Source organism: Micromonospora sp. NPDC049523, assembly GCF_040676775.1.
Classification (GTDB): Bacteria; Actinomycetota; Actinomycetes; order Mycobacteriales; family Micromonosporaceae; genus Micromonospora_G.
Genome location: NZ_JBFAPP010000010.1, coordinates 46865 through 64633, shown reverse-complemented (window position 1 = coordinate 64633; position 17769 = coordinate 46865). Strand labels below are relative to the sequence as shown.

The following is a 17769-nucleotide window of genomic DNA, read 5'->3' as shown; positions in this document are numbered from 1 at the left end:
TTGCATGTCGTCGCATTTATTGCATCCGGTACCGCCGCACCGGAATGGGTGTCAGCGAACGTGAATGATCACCCCTTGTCGAATTAACGGGCGGCAGAGCGACTTCTACCGTACCGATGGGATTTAACTCCTTGTCGCGGATCTGACACGGTATATCCCGGTAAAGCCGTCGCGGCTCCCTTCCTTCTCTGTAATCGTCGCTCTACAGTGAGCGATATCAGCAGGTGGGAGTAGTAGCCCGCCGCAGGGGGGTGCCGAGTCGAGATTGTCCGGGGAGCCTGAACCGGCAACCGGTTGACGACCGGCTCTCGGCATGGCCCGCAGGCGTCGGCCGCGGACCATCGCCGCTATCAGTTCGAATATCCGGCCGGGCCATAGGTCTGGGGCCGCATATCGCCGTGCTCGTTAGAGCCCGGGTACGTGAGGGAAAGGGAGTTCCCGAATGAACACAAGAAAAGGGCTGGGTCGAACCTGGGTACGCGGAATGACGGTGATGGTGACCATCATGGCCACCGGTCTGACCGTCGCGACCGCCCCGGCGAGCGCGGAGCGGGCCTCGGTCCGCCCCGACACGCCGGTCGCCAGCGACGGCTCGCGGATGTCGGTGCCGAGCCGGGCCTCGGTCGGTGGCGTCTCCGGCTTCGCCGGCACCGGCAAGATGGTGGGTGCGAACCTGACCGCGCCGAGCGGCTCGTCGGCCACCGCCCTGGGTACGGAGTCGATTTTCGGTCCGGACAACCGGATCCGGATCAACCCGACCACGTCGTTCCCGGCCCGCGCCGTCGTCATGATCACGCGCAGCGGTGGCGCGCACTGCACCGGCTGGATGTACGGCCCCGACATCGTGGCCACCGCCGGGCACTGCGTACACACCGGCGGCAGCGGCGGTTCGTGGTACACCGGCCAGCTCACCATCTGGCCGGCCCGCAACGGTGCCTCTGCGCCGTACGGATCGTGTTCGGTGCGTCAGCTCTACTCGGTCACCGGCTGGACGGTCAGCGGAGACGAGGCGTACGACTACGGTGCGATCAAGCTCAACTGCACCATCGGCTACAGCACCGGCTGGTTCGGCTACTGGTGGCAGGCGGCGAGTCTTGCCGGTGCCAGCACCCTGATCAACGGCTACCCGGGTGAGAAACCGTTCGGCCAGCAGTGGCGGGGCGACTCGGTGGCCCGCACGGTCGCGGTGAGCCAGGCGAACCAGATCTTCTACAGCAACGACACCACCGGCGGCATGAGCGGCAGCCCGATCTACCAGCTCCGGGCGGCGGGCAGCTCGTGGTGCACCGGCTACTGCACGATGGGGATCCACGCGTACGGCTTCCCGCACATCGGGTATCCGCACAACACGTACAACCACGGAACCCGCCTCACCGAGGCGCGGTTCAACAACCTGCAGGCCTGGAAGGCGGCCTGATCGATCAGACGGGTGGGCCGGGGGCACGTTCCCTCGGCCCACCCGCCTGTCCGCTCACCGACTGTCATCGCGACGGAACCGGAGTGGCCCCGCGCACGTCATATGGTTCAGATCATCATAAGGAGCTACCAATGCGGTCAACTCGTGCTCGCGTACTCGTCTCCGCGGCCTTCGCGGTCGCCGTACTCTCGGCCTGTGCCCAACCCGGCGAGGCGCCCGGCGCGGCCGGCGGGCCGGGCGGCGACTCGCCGATCTCCGCGGCCGACCGGGCCGGCGACTCCGGCCGCGCCACCAACCGAGGTACGGTCACCGGCCGCGTCCTCGCCGCCGACGGCTCACCGGTCGCCGGTGTCGCGGTCGCGCCGAAGTCGCTGGACGACCCGGCCAGGGCGATCCCGGAACTCGTCGTCACCACCGACGAGACCGGAACCTTCCGGTGGTCCCTCGAACCCGGCCGGTACGAGTTCCAGGCCCAGCCCGCCGCCGGTGCCGCCGTTTCCGGTCGCGCCGCACCGCAGACCGCCACGGTGACCGTCGGCCAGACCGCCACCGTCGACCTCAGGTTCGGCTGACCACCTACCCGCGCCTCGGCCCCGGCGCCCAGTCGGGTCCGTCGATGACGGATTCTCACGTCCGGACACGCACAGGTGACGGTCTGGCTGCTCTCAGCGATCTCACAGGGACGACAACTACTGTGTAGTACGTCGTACGTCGATCCACGGTGGATGGTGTCAAAGCCCATGGTCTTCAAGAAGATGTTAAGCGCCCTCGGCGTCGGTGGTCCGAGCGTGGACACGGTGCTGTCCAACCCGAACACCCGACCCGGTCTGGTGCTCGACGGCCAGGTCAACCTCCGCGGTGGGGACGCCGCGGCCAACATCGAACACATCAGCCTCGCACTGGTCACCCGGGTCGAGATGGAGTCCGGCGACAACGAGTACGCCGGCACGATGGAGTTTCACCGGCTGCCGGTGACCGGTGCGCTCCAACTCGCCGCCGGCCAGCAGCTCAGCATCCCGTTCCAGCTCCCGGTGCCCTGGGAAACCCCGATCACCGACGTCTACGGTCAGCGCCTGCACGGCATGACCATGGGTCTGCGTACCGAGCTGGCGATCGCCCGCGCGGTGGACAAGGGCGACCTCGACCAGGTGTCGGTGCACCCGTTGCCGGTGCACGAGCGGATTCTCGGGGCGTTCAACCAGCTCGGCTTCCGGTTCAAGGGCGCGGACCTGGAACGCGGTCACATCCGCGGGGTCCAGCAGACGCTCCCGTTCTACCAGGAGATCGAGTTCTTCGCCGCTCCGCAGTACGCGCACGTCGTACGCGAGGTCGAGCTCACCTTCGTCACCAACCAGTACAGCGTCGACGTGATCATCGAGTGTGACAAGCGCGGCGGCTTCTTCACCGGCGGCCACGACAGCTTCGGTCGCTACTCGGTCCAGCACGCGGGCGCCGAGGCGGTCGACTGGACCCGTCAGGTCGACGCCTGGCTGAACGAGACGATCTCCGGTTACGGCAGCCGGGCCAAGCAGGGCGGCCATGGCTACCACGGCGGCCACGGTGGTCACGGCGGCGGAATCGGTGGCGCGGTCGCCGGTGCCGCGCTCGGCTTCGGCGGTGGCCTGCTCGCGGGCGAGATGCTGGAGGACGCGTTCGGCGGCGACGACGGCGGCGACTTCGGGGAGTAGTCCGCAGCCGCCCCGGGAAACCGGGCCGATGCGGGAGAAGACGTGCGGATGCCGCGGTCGCCAGGGAGAACCTGACGACCGCGGCACCGTGATGCTCAGGGAGTAGACCGCTTCCGGTCACGCCCGAGGGCGCCCTCGTGGTTAGCGGTTGCCACCGCGACGCCACGAGCTACCGGCCTTCGCAATACCCCGGCTGAGCATGTAACCGATGCTCAGCAGGGCGATGAAGAACCAGGCCCGGTCAGCGCGGAACACATCGAGGCCCGCGTTGTCGTTGCCGATGATCACCGAGGCGGCGATCACGCCACCGACGGCCAGCAGAAAGACGTAGAACTCGGTGGTGAGGAAGGCGGGCTTGGTCTCGCTACCCGGCTTGCCACCACGTCGGCCCACAGGCTGGTCGTACCCGGCGTGACGATCCGACATGTCCATGTCGTAACCCTGCATGTGCTGCTGATCCGACATGGGCCGGTTCATCGTGGGCTGGTCCGACATCGGTCGTTGCGACCTGGACGGAGTCTGCGTACTCATCTTTTCCTCCTCAGGATTCGATGAGGCTTTCCGAACGCTCCCTCGGCCACGAACCGCTCGGCCCGTGGTGAGGGCGGCACCACCTGGCTACCCGGCGCACTTTCCGGCAAACGGCCGGTCCTCGATTGGCTTCGTCCCAGCTCAGGGCGGTTCGGGAATCGTTTAGCGGGCCGCCGCGCGGGCAGGCATCCGGTACGGATGGCTTCCCATTGAGGTGGTGTAAACGTGCGCGGAGACGACGAGAAACGACAATCGACCCGGCGGGCCGAGGATCGGGTCGGTCGGGACGAGTACGGGCCAGCCGCGACGGACGAGGTGACCCTGCCGGGGGACGAGCGGCGGGAGGCCCAGAAACGGGACGTCGACGACCCGGCGGACGCCAAGGCTGATACCGGCGTTTGGCGAGATGGTGGCCCGACCCGGACACCGCGGGGCATGGTGACCACCACCGGTGGCACCGCCGGCCCGGCGAGTGTTCGCCGGACCGGCCCGCCACGGGGCAAGGGCAAGGTGGCGCCGACCACCACCGGGGACGCGACCACCGGCGGGATGAGTACCCCGGCCGGGGGTTCGACCAGCGACCAGTCCAGCGACGCCAGTCAGGTCGGCAACTTCACCGACCGGTGAGACCCGCTTCGCTGGTGCGCAGTACGCCGAGCCGCTGGGTGGCGCGGGTGAGTGCGACGTAGAGGTCGCTGTGGCCGCGCGGCGACTCGGCCACGATCCGGTCCGGCTCCACCACCAGTACGGAGTCGAACTCCAGGCCCTTGGCCTGGGGCACCGTCAGCACGACCACCCGGCTCTCCAACTCGGGGTGTTCGCCGATGGCCGCCTCCGGCACCGCGTCGGTGATGACCCGGCCCAGTTCGGCGGCCAGGCCCTCGGGCACGATCACGCCGAGCCGGCCGTCGTCGACCGCACCCGCTTCGGCGAGGGTGCACTCGACCAGGCGAGCGGCCAGCTCGGCCGGCTCCACCCGTACGTCCCACGGCGGTACGCCGGTGCTGCGTACCGCCCTGGGCGGCTCCAGGGTCGGGTCGATCTCGGCCAGTACCCGGCCGGCGACCGCCATGATCTCGGCCGGGGTGCGGTAGCTGACGCTCAGTTCCCGGATCCGCCACCGGTCCGCCACGTACGGCCCCAGCACCTGCCGCCAGGAGCCGGCGCCGCCGAGCGCACCGGTCTGGGCCACGTCCCCGACCACGGTCATCGAACGGCTCGGGCAGCGGCGCATCAGCAGTCGCCAGGCCATCGGGGAGAGTTCCTGCGCCTCGTCGACGATGATGTGCCCGAAGGCCCACTTCCGGTCGGCCGCGGCCCGCTGGGCGGTGGTCAGCCGGTCGCCGGTTTCCTGACGTTCGGCCAGCGCGTCCGCGCCGAGCAGGTCGGTGACGCCGAGGATCTCACCGCCCTCGGCCTCGTCCTCCGTGTCGATCGACCGGGAGCCGAGTGCGATCTCGAGCGCGCCTTCGGCGTACTCGATCAATTGCTGGCGTTCCCGCTCGGCCAGCGCCTGCGCGGACCGGTCGTCCTCGCCGAGCAACTCGGCGCACTCGTCGAGCAGCGGTACGTCGGCGGGGCTGAAACCGCCGGCCGGGTCCCGGTGCAGCAGGTCCAGTTCCGCCTCGGTCAGCCCGGCCCCGACCAGCTCCGCCCCGGCGGTGGCGATCCGCTCGGCGGAGCCGAACAGGTCGGACAGGAGCTGCTGCGGGGTGAGCACCGGCCAGAGTTCGGCCAGCGCGTCCTGCACCCCGGTTTCTTCGCGCAGCTCGCGCCGGATCTCGGCGAGGTCGGCCTCTTCGAGGAGATTGTCCCCGCCGAGCGGGTCGGCGCCGATCCGGTCGGCGACCTGCCGGGCCAGCGCGTGGATGATCTCGATGTCGAAGAGCGGCTGGGCCAGGTTGTGCGGCCGGCCGGAGCGGCGGGCCCGTTCCCGCGCCGCGAGCACGGTCTGCCGGTCCAGGCGAAGCGTGTCCCGCTCGACCACCACGTCCATGCCGTCGTCGGGCACCTGCTGCCGGTCCCGGATCGCGGCGGCGAGCAGCTCGGTCATCACCGGCCGACCCTTGATCTCGGCCACGACCGGTGACTCGGTCCGGGTCGCGGTGACGCCGGGGAAAAGCTCACCCACCGTACGCAGCAGCACGCCGGTCTCGGCCAGCGTCGGCAGGACCTGCGAGATGTAGCGCAGGAAGGTGGCGTTGGGGCCGACCACCAGCACACCACGGGTGGAGAGTTGCTGCCGGTGGGTGTAGAGCAGGTACGCCGCCCGGTGCAGCGCCACCGCGGTCTTGCCGGTGCCGGGTCCACCCTGCACCACCAGCACTCCGGGCAGGTCGGCGCGGATCACCCGGTCCTGCTCGGCCTGGATGGTCTGCACGATGTCGCCCATCCTGCCGGTTCGGCTGGCGTTGACGGCGGCGAGCAGGGCGGCCTCACCGGTCAGCCCCTCGTGCTCGGTCTTGCGGGCGGCGGCCAGGTCGAGCACCTCGTCGTTGATCCCGGTCACCTTCCGGAACCGGGTACGGATGTGCCGGCGGCGCCGTACCCCGTCCGGTGAGGCGGCGGTGGCGAGGTAGAACGAGCGCGCGACCGGCGCCCGCCAGTCGATCAGCAGTGGGTCGTATTCGCCGTCCTCGTCGAAGATGCCGATCCGGCCGATGTAGCGCGGCGGACCCTCGTCGACGTCGAGTCGCCCGAAGCAGAGACCATCCTCCACCGCGCCGTACTGCTCGACCTGTTCGGCGTACATGGCGATGGTGCTGTCCCGTTGGGAGCGGGCCTGCTGCGTACCGCCGACGCTGCGCAGCTGTCCGGCCAGGCGTTGTGCGGCCCGGTCGCGCAGCCGGTCGAGTCGCCCGTAGAGCATGGAGACGTAATCCTGCTCGCGGCCGATCTCGTCGGCGTGCTGGTCATCCGAGATTTCGGAGTACCTTGACAAACCTTCTCCCCAGTAGCTAAGATGCTGTGAGAACGGTATTATTGTGCCGTTCTTTTTTCGTATTCAAATGACGAACATAGCGCGGTGACGCGTACACCGACCATGGTCCTATCGGTCGGTGTCGCGTTCCGGTTGATCGCCGAAACCATTATCGACTCGGCCGCCGCGATCCTCCCGCTCCGGGCTCACCGTCGCCGCCCGCGCTGACGGCAGACGGCTCGCGCGGCCGGGCAACCATCCACGCCCGTCGCCGCTTATCGCGGAAACACGCTGGCGGGGGAGCGGGCGACGATCACGCTCGTCCGGCTCGACCTCTGACGAGTTCCGCCGGTCGGCATCGCCCTGGGGCGACGACACCGACCGGCGGATGCTCCGACTTGTCAGACCACGGCTCCGGTCAGCGCAGGCCCCCGGCCACCTCGTACAGCCGTTGCGGGGTGACCGCGCCGGCCAGCACCCGGCCGTCGTCCAGCAGCAGTACGTTGACCAGCTTGGTGCTGAACAGCCGGCCGCTGCCCCAGTCGCCGCTCTGCTTCGGGAACGCGTCGAGCAGGTTGCCCAGCAGGTCCGCCGAATCGAACGACTGCGCACCACCGGCCGGCGTGCCGGCCGGCAGCTTCCCCGCGGCCAGTTCGGCCGGCACCTTGCCGACCACGACCGTGGTCCAGCCCTTGCCGACCGTGGTCGGCGCGTTCGCCGCGTCGGCGTCGGTGCCGGTGGCGGCTCCGTGCGGCTTCTGCGCGGTGTGCTTGTCGCCGCTGCTCTCGGTCACCTTGGCGCCCGGCGGCGGGTTGAAGCTGAACTGGCTGTCGCTCGGCCGATTGAAGTCGACCTGGGTGAACGCCAGCTCGAACGCGGCTTCCTCGCTGCCCTCCGCGAACAGCTCGAACCGCAGCGGCACGTGCTCCTTGGCGTCGATGGCGATCCGCACCTGGTCGACCAGGGACGTCTCGTCCCGCGGCTGCAGGACCAACTCGTACGCGTCCCGACCGGCGATGGTCGCGGAACGCCCCACCGTCACCCGGGTGCTCGGGTCGATCGCCGCCAACGCCTGGTCGGCCGCCTCCTGCGGAGTCGACGGCAGCCCGGTCGGCGCGGCCTCGTCGGTCGTCGCCGAAGCCGGCAGCCGGTAGTGGGTGGCCTCGTTGCCCTGACTGCGCCAGTTCCACACGTCGGCGCCGTTGCGGATGAGGTCGCTCTCACCGAGGGTGCCGAGCAACGCCACCCTGGTCTTGTCGGGACCGGCGTACCAGACCCGCAGGGTGTGCGTACCCGAGGCGAGCGCGGTCAGGTCGGAGCTGCCGGATCCGCCGATGCCCGGCAGCGCGGGCAGGCCCAGGTCGGCCCGCTGCACCACCGTGCCGGAGAACCCGTCCACCTGGGCGGTCTGCAGGTCGACCAGAAGCTGGGCGGCGCTGCGTGGCGGCAGCGCCGGCTCGGCGTTCGCACTGAGCGTGCCGATCGCGGCACCGCCGCCGACGACCACCGCCGCGGCGGCGACCGGTACCACCCAGCGCAGCGCCGGGCGGTTCGTGAAAACTGACATCTGTAGCACCTCCTGCTCCCATGGTGCCCTGTCGGTGCTGTGGTCCAGCTGAGAAGTGGTGTGGTCCGCCCCGGTCACGGTGGCACCCTTGGCGGGTGCGGTTGCTGGTGGTGGAGGACGAGGCGCGGCTCGCCGCCGCCTTGCAGCGCGGTTTGCAGGCCGAGGGGTTCGCGGTCGACGTGGCCGGCGACGGCCGTACCGGTCTCGACCTCGCCCGGCACGGCGGCTACGACGCCATGATCCTCGACGTGATGCTGCCCGGACTCTCCGGCTACCGGGTGGTACGCCAACTGCGGGCCGAGGAGCAGTGGCTGCCGGTGCTGATGCTCTCCGCCAAGGACGGCGAGTACGACCAAGCAGACGGGCTGGACTGCGGGGCGGACGACTACCTGACGAAACCCTTCTCGTACGTGGTGCTGCTGGCCCGGCTGCGGGCGCTGCTGCGCCGGGGTGCGCCGCAGCGCCCGGCGGTGCTGACCGCCGGAGACCTCAGCCTCGATCCGGCCCGGCGGCGGGTGACCCGCGACGGCGTGGAGGTCGACCTGACCGCCCGGGAGTACGGGCTGCTGGAGTACCTGCTGCGTCGGGTCGGGCAGGTGGTCTCCAAGACCGAACTGCTGGACCACGTCTGGGACGCCAGCCTGGAGACCGCGCCGAACGCGGTCGAGGTCTACGTCGGTTACCTGCGCCGCAAGATCGGCCGTGACCGCCTGCAGACCATCCGCGGCGCCGGCTACCGGCTGAACGCATGAGTCTCCGCGTCACCCCGCGCCCCCGATCGGCAAGAGCCCCCTCCGCTACGGAAAGCGACCGGAAGGGGATCTTCCTTCGGCTGAGTCTGCGTACGCGGCTGATGGTGATCGGGGTGGCCGGGCTGGCCGCTGGCCTGTTCGTGGGCGGGGTGCTGCTGGTCGGGGCGCTCGGCTGGGCGCTGCAACGCACCGTCGACACCGAGGCGTTCAAGACCGCCGACGCGGTCGCCATGCTGGCCGCCGAGAACGCCCTGCCCGATCCGCTTCCGGTCGCCGGGGCGGAGGTACGCGTACAGGTGATCGACCAGTGGGCCCGGATCCGGGCGGCCAGCATCGACGCCGATCGCCTGGTGCCGATGCTCAACCGGGAGCAGCTCAGCCGTACCCACGACCGGTCCGGGGTCTACATCCCCGGCCGGCAGATCGGCCTGACCGGGCCGGTACGCGTGGTCGCGGTGCCCGCGGGGCCGCCCGAGGACCCGCAGACCGTGCTCGTGGCGAAGTCGATGACCGACGTCGCGCACAGCGTGAAGATGGTGCGCACCATCCTCATGGTCGGGTTCCCGCTGCTGCTGGTCCTGCTCGCGGTGGTCGCCTGGCGGGTGATCAGCGCCACCCTCCGGCCGGTGGAGGCGCTGCGGGCCGGGGCGGAGGAGATCACCGGCGGTGCCCGTCCGGGGCAGTTGCCCGTACCGGCGTCACGCGACGAGATCCACCGGTTGGCGGTCACCCTCAACGGCATGCTCGACCGGATGGAGTCGGCCCGGGTACGCCAGCGGGCCTTCGTCGCCGACGCCGCCCACGAGCTGCGCAGTCCGCTGACGAACATGCGTACGCAGTTGGAGGTCGCCCAGCACCTCGGCGATCGTACGGACTGGCCGGCGGTCGCCGACGACCTGCTCGCCGACACCAAGCGGCTCAGCCGGCTCGTCGACGACCTGCTGCTGCTGGCCCGGGCCGACGACGGCATACCCCGACCGCGCCGGTCGAGTGGGCCGATCGAGCTGGTGGAACTGGTCGGCGGCGTGGCCCAGCGGTATCCCTCGCCGCCGGTACGCGTGGTGCCGGTGGCTGGGGACGTGTGGTCGGAGGGGGAGCCGGACGCGTTGGACCGGGTTCTGGCCAACCTGCTCGACAACGCCGTACGGCACGCGGCGAGCGAGGTGGTGGTGGCCGTGGTGCCGCAGCAGGACGACGATCCGGGCTGGCATCTGGTGACCGTCAGCGACGACGGTCCGGGCATCCCGGCGGCGGACCGGGACCGGGTTTTCGACCGGTTCACCCGGCTGGACGACGCCCGCGCCCGCGACGGCGGCGGTGCCGGCCTGGGTCTGGCCATCGTCCGTGAGCTGGTACGCCGCCAGGGCGGCACGGTGCGGCTGGCCGACGCGGAGCCGGACGTCGCCGGAACCCGTCCCGGCTCCGGCCCCGGTCTGCGGGTCGAGGTACGGCTGCCGGCAGCGGCCCGGTTGCCGGACTGACAACACCGGGGCCGAGTCAGCTTGACCGGTTGGTGCAGACCGGCTTGGTCCGGCCGACCAGGTCGACCGAGTAGACGACGGCGACGGTGAAGCAGTAGTCCGTGTTCCGGTTGAGCGAGTAGACGATGAAACTGGTGGTGCCCGGCGCCAACTCGTAGATCGCCCGCGGATCCTGGCCGGTCCGTCCGGCCGACACCACCACCGGGCCCTCGGCACCCGGTGGATAGATCCAGCTCAGGTTGACGCTGTCCCGGCTGTCGCGGATCGCCAGGGCGGTGGGCGGGGCACCGGGGGAGGCCTGTGGTGCCGCGACCGGGCCGGGCGCGGGGGCCTCGGCTGTGCTGCTCGCGGCCGGGCCGCTCGGCGTCGGCCCGGTGGGGCCGGTCGGTTCCGGGTCGGAGTCGCCGGTCAACGCGAACCCGGCGACCACCGCCACCGTGCCGAGCAGCACCACCACCAGACCGGCGAGGATGACCGGCAGGGTCCGCCGCAGCGGCCGGCGCGGTGGCTGGTAGATCCGGACCGGCAGTTTGGCCTGCGGCCGGCGTTCCGGCAGGTGTCTGGTCCCGGTGCCCCCACCGGGCTCGCGGAACGGATCCCGGCTCCCACCGGGGTCGGCCGTCATGCCGGGGACGGCCGGCGGCAGCGGGGACGATCCGCCACCGGGCGTGCCGTGGTTCCAGGCGGCGTCGGTCGGTGCGTGGTCCCAACCGGAGCCGGCCGGTGCGTGGTCCCAGTCGGTGCCGGTCGGTTCCCGGGCCCAGGAGTCGTTGTCCTGGTCGGCCGGGTGTTCGGCCCGCCAGCCGGTCCGACCGGTGGACGTCCAACCCGCCCGCGGGTCGTCCGGGTCGCCGACGGGCTCGTCCGCCGGGTCGGACTCGGCCCGGTCCGGCGGCCACCACTGGTTGTCCCGGTCTGCCGTACGGTCGTCGGCGGCGGGGTAGACGGTGTCGGCCGAGGACGCGCCGGGGCCGAACGGACCATGGTCGACCGGCAGCCGGGGCGGCGGTACGCGCGGTGGCGGCATCCGGGGCGGGGGGAGCGTGGGCGGCGGCTCGGCGTGCACCGAGTGGCTGTCGCCCGCTGCCTGGTACGCGTCCGCGGACGAGGGGGCCGCCAGGTACGTGTCCGAGGGAGAGGAGGTCGCCGGGTACGTGTCCGAGCGGGAGGGATACGTGTCAGCGGATGAGACGTCCACCCGGGCCGGATAGGTGTCGGCGCCCGTCGGATAGTCGTCGGCGGGGGGCGGGTAGGTGTCGGCGGCCGGGGCATATCCGCTGGTCGGCGTCGGGTAGCCGTCGTTTGGTCCGGCCGCCCGGTCGACCGGCTCGTCCGGGTCGGCGGACTCGGTCGTCCGGCCGTCGTGGCAGCTGTGGTCGGGATTCGCGGCGGCTCGGGCGAGTGCCGACACTTGGGCGGCGAGCGGATGGTCGGCGGGCAGGTGCTCGCGACACAGCTCACGGGCCAGGGCCAGGTGCTCGTGTGCCTCGGTGAAGTGCCCGCAGTCGCGCTGCATCGAGCCGAGCCGGGCGAGCATCCTGATCCCGCTGAGGTGGCCGTCGCCGTACACCTCGCGGTGCAGCTCCCAGGCGTCCTCCAGCCGGTTGCGCGCGAGCTGGCACTCCCCCTGGGCGTACTCCACTGTGGCCAGGTCGGCGTGGGCGGCGAGCACCCGCAGGGATTCCGGGCCGTCGTTGGCGGTCAGCTCGATGATCACGTCGCGGTAGAGCCGGGCCGCCCGCTCGTGGCTGCCGACCCGGTGCAGCACCGCCGCCAGGGTCGCCCCGCTGGCGACCGTACGCTGGTCGGAGGGGCCGTAGAGCCGGTTGGCGGCGGCGTACGCGAACGAGGCCCAGCCTCGTGCCGAGTGCGGTTCGCCGAGGGCGACCAGCACTCTTGCCTGGAGCCCGGCTGCCTCGGCCAGTTCCGGCGAGGCGTTCGCCGGGCTGGGATCGGCGCTGTTGAGGGCGGCACCGAGCAGTTCCTGCGCGCCGGCCAGATCGCCGGAGGCGACGAGCTGTTGCGCCTGGGGGGTGAGATCGCCGAAGCCGGGAGACACGTCCCATCGTGCTGGTCCAGCAACGTTCAGTACAAGGGGCCGATGGGGGGCAGTTTGGTCATGATGCCGGACGTTTCGGGTCGAGATGGTCGACCAATGCTTCGCTGATCCGCCGCAGTTGGTCGATCTGTGCTGGGCTGAGCGGGTCGAACAGGTGCCGGCGTACGCCCTCGACGTGGCCGGGTGCGGCCGCGGCCAGTGCCGCGAAACCCTGGTCGGTGAGGACGGCGAGCTGGCCGCGCCGATCGGTGGGGCAGTCCTCGCGGCGTACCCAGCCGAACTGTTCGAGCCGCCCGACGGCGTGCGACAGCCGGCTGCGCGACGAGCCGGCCGCCTCGGCGAGTTCGCTCATCCGCAGCCGCCGATCGGGTGCCTCGGACAGGTGCACCAGGATGACGTAGTAGGCGTGCGGCATGTCGGCGTCGCGCTGCAGTTCCCGGTCGAGCGTCTCCATCAGCGCCTGGGTGGCGGCGAGGAAGGTCCGCCAGGTGCGCTGTTCTTCGGGATCGAGCCACCGGGTCATGGTGCGAGCATAACCCCGGTGGTTGAACGCTCAACTATCTCGCGCTACCGTTGGCCGCATGGGTATCCACCGGCTCAACCACGCCGTACTCTTCGTCAGCGATCTTGCCCGGAGCGTCGCCTTCTACCGCGACGTGCTCGGCTTCCGGCAGGTCGCGATGACCCCGGACAACTTCGCCGGAGCCGCGTTCCTCCAGGCACCGGGCTCCACCAACGACCACGACCTCGGTCTGTTCGAGCTGGGCGCCGCTGCCGGCCCGTCCGCCGCCGGTCGGAGCACGGTCGGGCTGTACCACCTCGCCTGGGAGGTCGACACCCTGGACGAACTCTCGGCCACCGCGCTGCGGCTGAGCGAGGCGGGCGCGCTCTCCGGCAGTTCCGACCACGGCACCACCAAGAGCCTCTACGCCCACGATCCCGACGGGCTGGAGTTCGAGGTGGTCTGGCTGGTCCCGGCCGACCAGCTCGACGACGCGGCGATCGCCGCGCGCAAGCGCATCGGGCGGCTCGACCTCGACCGAGAGAAGCAGCGGTACGGCGGGCAGACGCGTGGCGGCGTCGGGATCTCCGTACCGGCCTGACGGATCCGGCGGCTCGCCCGGGGCGGGGCGGATGTGACACCGCCGCGGGCGGCACGGTAGAACCGCAGCATGGTTCCCGATCCGATCGCCGACGTCATCCGTGAGCTGCTCGTTCGTCAGGTCGCCGAGTGGGCGCCGGTCGCCCTGCAACGGGGCCGCCGGGCGACCCTGGTGTACGCCTACACCGGCGCGGACACCGGCTCGGTCGAGTCGGTCCTGCGGGTCTTCACCGGCCTGCCCGACGCGCTGCGCGGACGTCGACTCGCGGCGGTGGTGCTCGCCGCGTCACCGGGCGACCTGGGGCTCGGTGTCGACCAGAGCGGGCTGCCCGCCGAGGTGAGCGTGTACGCCGTACCCGGTGGGCTGGACCGGCTGGCGGTGGTGCTCAAGGCGGCCGGCGCGGCCGGTGCCCCGGTGCTGGCGGTGCTGGACGCGAGTCACGGCCCGGCGCCGTCTCCGGCCACCCTCGCGGCGCTGGCAGCCGGGCGTCCGGCCGAGCTGTTGCTGGTGCTCGGTGCCGACGCCCGCGCCGGGTCCGAACACCGCGCGACGGTGCCGGAGGCCGGGTTCGACCTGGTCACCGAGGTGGAGCTGGTCGGTGGGCCGGAGCACGAGCCACGGCTGGTGGTGTTCGCGACCTCGTCCGGCAAGCGGCTGGAGGCGTTCAAGGACGGCATCTGGACGGTGGGTCACGGCATCGGGGTGCGCTACGACGATCCGTACGATCCGGGCCCGCCGGTGGCGGTCACACCGGACCCGTCCGTGGATCCGCTCGGGTCGCGGCTGCTGACCCGGCTCACCACGTCCGGCCCCGGTACGGTCGGCGAGCTGCGCCTGTTCACGATGACGCGGAGCATCTACCGGGCGGAGGACGCCAACCGGGCGCTGCTGGGACTGCTCGCCGCCGGTCTGGTCAGCCGTGCGCCCTCGTCCGGGCGGCTCGGCGGTGACGTGCTGGTCGAGGCGGTCGTGCCCGTACCGGACCAACCGTCCGTGGATGGTTGACCGCGCCTACTCGCAGCGGTGATCGACGGCTGGGAACCTGTGCTCCGATACAGATGCGGGGCCGGCTGGTCGGCCGGCCCCCCATCCGGGTCCTCGGTCAGCGCTTGTCCTGCTTCCAGGACAGTGGCCCGGGCAGGTCGACGCGGTGTGCGCGGGCCTTGGAGTTCCACGACCAGCGGCCGATCTTGATGCTCCAGGAGGAAAAGCCGTTCTCGGTGAAGTTCAGGATCAGGGGGCCGAACTTCTTGCGCTTACGGAACATCAGACCCATGGCCGTGCTCCCTTCGTAGAAACAGTCGGTGTCGGGGGGACGGATCGAAGGTTCCCCCGGCGTCGGTCCGGCAAACCTCCGTCGGTCCTCATCGGACCGAGCGGAGGCAGCCCCGGGACCCGCTTCACCATGAAGGATATCGATGAATAATCCTATCTATCACATGGGAATTGAGGAGTTGTTCCCGCCATGATGCCGCAGGTCGATCAGGTAGCCGGGCAAAAGTCCCGAATGGTGGATGGGGGTTGACCGGCTCCTACCGCAGCGGCAGCATGGGGGTAGGCAAGGGTGGGCCGAGCCTGTCAATCCCATTCCCACGGTCATGTCCGCTTGCCGGATCACACAATTCGTCCGGCAGTCACCGCCCGTTGTCGAGCCGCTTCGAAGCATGCGCCGCACAGCCACCGGTGACGGTCGCTCCCGCCCCGGGTCGCCGGCCACCGATGTCCGACCGACCCACTCCATGATCTGTTGTGGATTTCCAGCCGCCACCCGTCGCCGGGTGAGCCGCCCAGCTGCGCCGAGGAGTGACACCATGATCGTCACCGTGTCCGGCGATCCGCGTCCCCACTCATCCACCCTGGACCTGGCCGAACGGGTCAGCGCCGCGATCGCGGCCCATCTCGCCGCACCGGCACCCGTCACCGTCGACCTCGCCTGGCTGGCCCCGCACCTGCTCGACCCGGAAAGTGCCGAGGTCACCCGGGCCGTCGACCTCGTCAGCCGGGCCAGCCTGCTGGTCGTGGCGACCCCCACCCGACAGGGTGGCTATGCCGGCGTACTCAAGCTGCTCGGGGAGGCCCTGCCCGCGGACGGCCTGCTCGGCATCGGCGCGGTGCCGGTGGTGACCGCGCCCGAGCCGCGGGGCACCCACGAGACCCACCGGCAACTCGCCGAGTGGCTGACCGCCCTGGGTGCTTCCGTGGTGGATCCGCCGCTGCTGGTGCCGGACACGCTCGTCGCCCGCCCGAAGGCGGTCGCGCTGGCCTACGCCGCCCGGCTGTTCGGCAGCCGGCCCGCCGTACCGGTCCGGCGCGCGGTGCGACTGCCCGCCTGATCTCGACGGATCCGGCGCGCGGTGCGGCTGCCCGCCTGATCTCAGCGGATCCGTGTCGGCCCGCCGCCGCCCGGACCGGTGTTTCGCTTGTTTCCGCGGCCCGCGTACCAGCCGGCGTCTGCACCTGTCACCGCGAACGTGACCCGCCCCGGGGACCGATGGACGGTCACCCGGGGCGGGTTCGAGTCGTGCTGCCGTGGCTACGTTCTGCCGTGGCTGCGTCCTGCTGTGGTTACGTCCTGCCGTGGTTACGTCCTGCCGTGGCTACGTCCTGCCGTGGTTACCAGTTTCCGAGAACCAGGCGCCCGTCGACCGGACCGAGGTTGTACTGCCCGGAGGTGTACCACCGGCCGAGCGAGCTGATCCCGCTCCGGAACACGTAGTGACCGAAGGTGCCGTCGGCGAGCTGGTACGCCATCACGATGTCGTCGATCCCGTCGCCGGTCACGTCACCCGAGGCGACCCGGTTGCCCACCTGGCTGACGGTGAACGAAGGCGCGGTGAGGTCGGTGGTACGGCTGAACGACGAGCCGTTCGAGGTCCAGCGGTGGATGGTCATGGCCCCGCCGCCGTCGTCGTGTACGAGGGCCGGTTCGGCCTTGCGGTCGCCGGTGAAGTCACCCACCACCAGCCGGGCGTCGACCGGGCCGAGGTTGTACTGGCCGGAGTTGTACCAGGCGCCGAGCGAGCTGACCCCGCTCTTGTACACGTAGTAGCCGAAGGTGCCGTCGGCGAGCTGGTACGCCATCACGATGTCGTCGATCCCGTCGCCGGTCACGTCACCCGAGGCGACCCGGTCGCCCACGTTCGCCAGGTTGAACGAGCCGGTGGAGGAGTAGTCGGTGGTGCGGCTGAACGACGTTCCGGTCGAGACCCAGCGGTAGATGGTCATGGTTCCGTCGCCGTCGTCGCGTACCAGGGCCGGTTCGGCCTTGCCGTCACCGGTGAAGTCACCCACGACCAGCCGACCACCGACCGGGCCGAGGTTGAACGGCCCGGAGGTGTACCAGCGGCCGAGCGAGGTCACGCCGCTCTTGTACACGTAGAAGCCGAAGGTGCCGTCACCGATCTGGTACGCCATCACGATGTCGTCGACCCCGTCACCGGTCACGTCACCCGAGGCGACCCGGTCACCCACACTCGCCAGGTTGTACGAGCCCGACGAGGTGTAGTCGCTGGTCCGGGCGAAGGACGACCCGGTCGAGGTCCACCGGTGGATGGTCATCGTGCTGCTGCCGTCGTCATGAACCAGCGCCGGCCCCTTGGCTCCGGCCGAGCTGTCGAGGCCGGTACGGCGGATCGGCTTGTACGACAGCAGGTCGCTCCACCCGTTGAATCCGCGTGCCCCGGTGTTGTTGTCGGCGTACGGGTTCTGCACGGTCTGGCCGTCGCTGTTGAAGGAGTAGACGTAGGCGCCCTCGGTGTGGTCGTTGCGGTTCTTCCAGTGCGAGAACAGCTCGATGTGTCCGCTGCGGACCATGGCGTCACCGGGTTGGAAGTCGTGCAGGCTGCCGAGGGTGTCCCACATCGCGTTGTCGCCCCGGAAGTCGTCGGTGACGTAGCTGCGGGACAGGTGCCAGGCCATCGAGACCAGGCCGGAGCAGTCGCGGCGGTAGGTGTGCGAACCCTCGGGGTCGCTGGCCCACGTTCCGGTCTGGGTGTACGTGATGTCCCGGTCGACCCAGTTCTGGGCCCGGTCGATGATCTCGTCGCGACCGATCGGCCCGTTGAGGGTCGACGCCTGTGCCGGGGCGGTGGCGACCAGCGTCCCCGCGCCGATGGTGAGCACGCCGAGCGCGGCACCGGCGACCACCCTGGCCACGCTCCGGATCACGGCAATTCTTGCGAAAGGCTTCACAGCTACGTCCTCCACTTTGAATGGTGTTTGAAGGTCAGATCGGACTTTTCAAGCGGTGCC

General features: G+C 70.7%; 16 protein-coding genes. 9 read left to right on the top strand and 7 right to left on the bottom strand.

What is annotated here, in order from left to right; translation table 11 throughout:
* The first annotated feature begins 442 nt into the window (after positions 1-442).
* The 3 genes from AB0J90_RS17505 (at position 443) to AB0J90_RS17495 (ending at position 3105) form a co-directional block, all read left to right on the top strand.
* Positions 443-1417, top strand: coding sequence for a trypsin-like serine protease (locus AB0J90_RS17505; protein WP_363596954.1), 975 nt, complete (start codon positions 443-445; stop codon positions 1415-1417).
* 131 nt (positions 1418-1548) lie between these two features.
* Entirely contained in the window at positions 1549-1989 is a 441-nt protein-coding gene (locus AB0J90_RS17500; protein WP_363596952.1) for a carboxypeptidase-like regulatory domain-containing protein, read from the top strand.
* 168 nt (positions 1990-2157) lie between these two features.
* On the top strand, positions 2158-3105 hold the full coding sequence (locus AB0J90_RS17495) for a sporulation protein (RefSeq protein ID WP_363597336.1): 948 nt from the start codon (positions 2158-2160) through the stop codon (positions 3103-3105).
* Positions 3106-3246: 141 nt separating this feature from the next.
* On the opposite strand, the gene AB0J90_RS17490 is transcribed toward AB0J90_RS17495, so the two are convergent.
* Positions 3247-3600: a hypothetical protein gene (locus tag AB0J90_RS17490; RefSeq protein WP_363596950.1), complete on the bottom strand. Its 354-nt coding sequence runs from the start codon at positions 3598-3600 to the stop codon at positions 3247-3249.
* 261 nt (positions 3601-3861) lie between these two features.
* On the opposite strand from AB0J90_RS17490, the gene AB0J90_RS17485 reads away from it, so the two are divergent.
* A complete protein-coding gene (locus AB0J90_RS17485) occupies positions 3862-4263 on the top strand; it encodes a hypothetical protein (protein ID WP_363596948.1) in 402 nt (133 codons plus the stop codon).
* On the opposite strand, the gene AB0J90_RS17480 is transcribed toward AB0J90_RS17485, so the two are convergent.
* Both AB0J90_RS17480 and AB0J90_RS17475 read right to left on the bottom strand, forming a co-directional pair.
* Positions 4250-6505, bottom strand: a complete 2256-nt coding sequence (locus tag AB0J90_RS17480; RefSeq protein ID WP_363597334.1) for an ATP-binding domain-containing protein — start codon at positions 6503-6505, stop codon at positions 4250-4252. The genes AB0J90_RS17485 and AB0J90_RS17480 overlap by 14 nt on opposite strands.
* Before the next feature lie 469 nt (positions 6506-6974).
* Positions 6975-8123 (bottom strand): hypothetical protein, encoded by a 1149-nt coding sequence (locus AB0J90_RS17475; RefSeq protein ID WP_363596946.1) that lies wholly within the window; start codon positions 8121-8123, stop codon positions 6975-6977.
* A gap of 95 nt (positions 8124-8218) precedes the next feature.
* On the opposite strand from AB0J90_RS17475, the gene AB0J90_RS17470 reads away from it, so the two are divergent.
* Together AB0J90_RS17470 and AB0J90_RS17465 are read left to right on the top strand one after the other, a co-directional pair.
* A complete protein-coding gene (locus AB0J90_RS17470; protein ID WP_363596944.1) occupies positions 8219-8875 on the top strand; it encodes a response regulator transcription factor in 657 nt (218 codons plus the stop codon).
* 101 nt (positions 8876-8976) lie between these two features.
* On the top strand, positions 8977-10356 hold the full coding sequence (locus AB0J90_RS17465; RefSeq protein ID WP_363596942.1) for an ATP-binding protein: 1380 nt from the start codon (positions 8977-8979) through the stop codon (positions 10354-10356).
* A gap of 16 nt (positions 10357-10372) precedes the next feature.
* On the opposite strand, the gene AB0J90_RS17460 is transcribed toward AB0J90_RS17465, so the two are convergent.
* A complete protein-coding gene (locus AB0J90_RS17460) occupies positions 10373-12415 on the bottom strand; it encodes a tetratricopeptide repeat protein (protein ID WP_363596940.1) in 2043 nt (680 codons plus the stop codon).
* A gap of 58 nt (positions 12416-12473) precedes the next feature.
* Complete coding sequence (locus tag AB0J90_RS17455) at positions 12474-12938, bottom strand: MarR family transcriptional regulator (protein ID WP_363596938.1); 465 nt, start codon at positions 12936-12938, stop codon at positions 12474-12476.
* Between the two features lie 58 nt (positions 12939-12996).
* Here AB0J90_RS17455 and AB0J90_RS17450 point away from each other — a divergent pair, with 58 nt between their 5' ends.
* Together AB0J90_RS17450 and AB0J90_RS17445 are read left to right on the top strand one after the other, a co-directional pair.
* Positions 12997-13518 carry a VOC family protein gene (locus AB0J90_RS17450; protein ID WP_363596936.1) on the top strand — a complete coding sequence of 174 codons (522 nt, stop codon included), beginning with the start codon at positions 12997-12999 and terminating at the stop codon, positions 13516-13518.
* 69 nt (positions 13519-13587) lie between these two features.
* Positions 13588-14523, top strand: coding sequence for a hypothetical protein (locus AB0J90_RS17445; protein ID WP_363596934.1), 936 nt, complete (start codon positions 13588-13590; stop codon positions 14521-14523).
* Positions 14524-14620: 97 nt separating this feature from the next.
* Here the strand turns inward: AB0J90_RS17445 and AB0J90_RS17440 are convergent, their stop codons facing one another.
* Entirely contained in the window at positions 14621-14794 is a 174-nt protein-coding gene (locus tag AB0J90_RS17440) for a DUF4236 domain-containing protein (RefSeq protein ID WP_326559866.1), read from the bottom strand.
* Between the two features lie 535 nt (positions 14795-15329).
* On the opposite strand from AB0J90_RS17440, the gene AB0J90_RS17435 reads away from it, so the two are divergent.
* On the top strand, positions 15330-15851 hold the full coding sequence (locus tag AB0J90_RS17435) for an NAD(P)H-dependent oxidoreductase (RefSeq protein WP_363596932.1): 522 nt from the start codon (positions 15330-15332) through the stop codon (positions 15849-15851).
* A 280-nt stretch (positions 15852-16131) separates the two neighbouring features.
* On the opposite strand, the gene AB0J90_RS17430 is transcribed toward AB0J90_RS17435, so the two are convergent.
* Positions 16132-17685, bottom strand: a complete 1554-nt coding sequence (locus tag AB0J90_RS17430) for a VCBS repeat-containing protein (protein WP_363596930.1) — start codon at positions 17683-17685, stop codon at positions 16132-16134.
* Positions 17686-17769: the final 84 nt, after the last annotated feature.

Bases quoted from the DNA above. Each gene is read 5' to 3' on its own strand.
- AB0J90_RS17505 (WP_363596954.1), top strand. From the start codon at position 443: ATGAACACAAGAAAAGGGCTGGGTCGAACCTGGGTACGCGGAATGACG.
- AB0J90_RS17500 (WP_363596952.1), top strand. From the start codon at position 1,549: ATGCGGTCAACTCGTGCTCGCGTACTCGTCTCCGCGGCCTTCGCGGTC.
- AB0J90_RS17495 (WP_363597336.1), top strand. From the start codon at position 2,158: ATGGTCTTCAAGAAGATGTTAAGCGCCCTCGGCGTCGGTGGTCCGAGC.
- AB0J90_RS17490 (WP_363596950.1), bottom strand. From the start codon at position 3,600: ATGTCGGACCAGCCCACGATGAACCGGCCCATGTCGGATCAGCAGCAC.
- AB0J90_RS17480 (WP_363597334.1), bottom strand. From the start codon at position 6,505: ATGCTCTACGGGCGACTCGACCGGCTGCGCGACCGGGCCGCACAACGC.
- AB0J90_RS17475 (WP_363596946.1), bottom strand. From the start codon at position 8,123: ATGTCAGTTTTCACGAACCGCCCGGCGCTGCGCTGGGTGGTACCGGTC.
- AB0J90_RS17465 (WP_363596942.1), top strand. From the start codon at position 8,977: ATGGTGATCGGGGTGGCCGGGCTGGCCGCTGGCCTGTTCGTGGGCGGG.
- AB0J90_RS17455 (WP_363596938.1), bottom strand. From the start codon at position 12,938: ATGACCCGGTGGCTCGATCCCGAAGAACAGCGCACCTGGCGGACCTTC.
- AB0J90_RS17450 (WP_363596936.1), top strand. From the start codon at position 12,997: ATGGGTATCCACCGGCTCAACCACGCCGTACTCTTCGTCAGCGATCTT.
- AB0J90_RS17445 (WP_363596934.1), top strand. From the start codon at position 13,588: ATGGTTCCCGATCCGATCGCCGACGTCATCCGTGAGCTGCTCGTTCGT.
- AB0J90_RS17440 (WP_326559866.1), bottom strand. From the start codon at position 14,794: ATGGGTCTGATGTTCCGTAAGCGCAAGAAGTTCGGCCCCCTGATCCTG.
- AB0J90_RS17435 (WP_363596932.1), top strand. From the start codon at position 15,330: ATGATCGTCACCGTGTCCGGCGATCCGCGTCCCCACTCATCCACCCTG.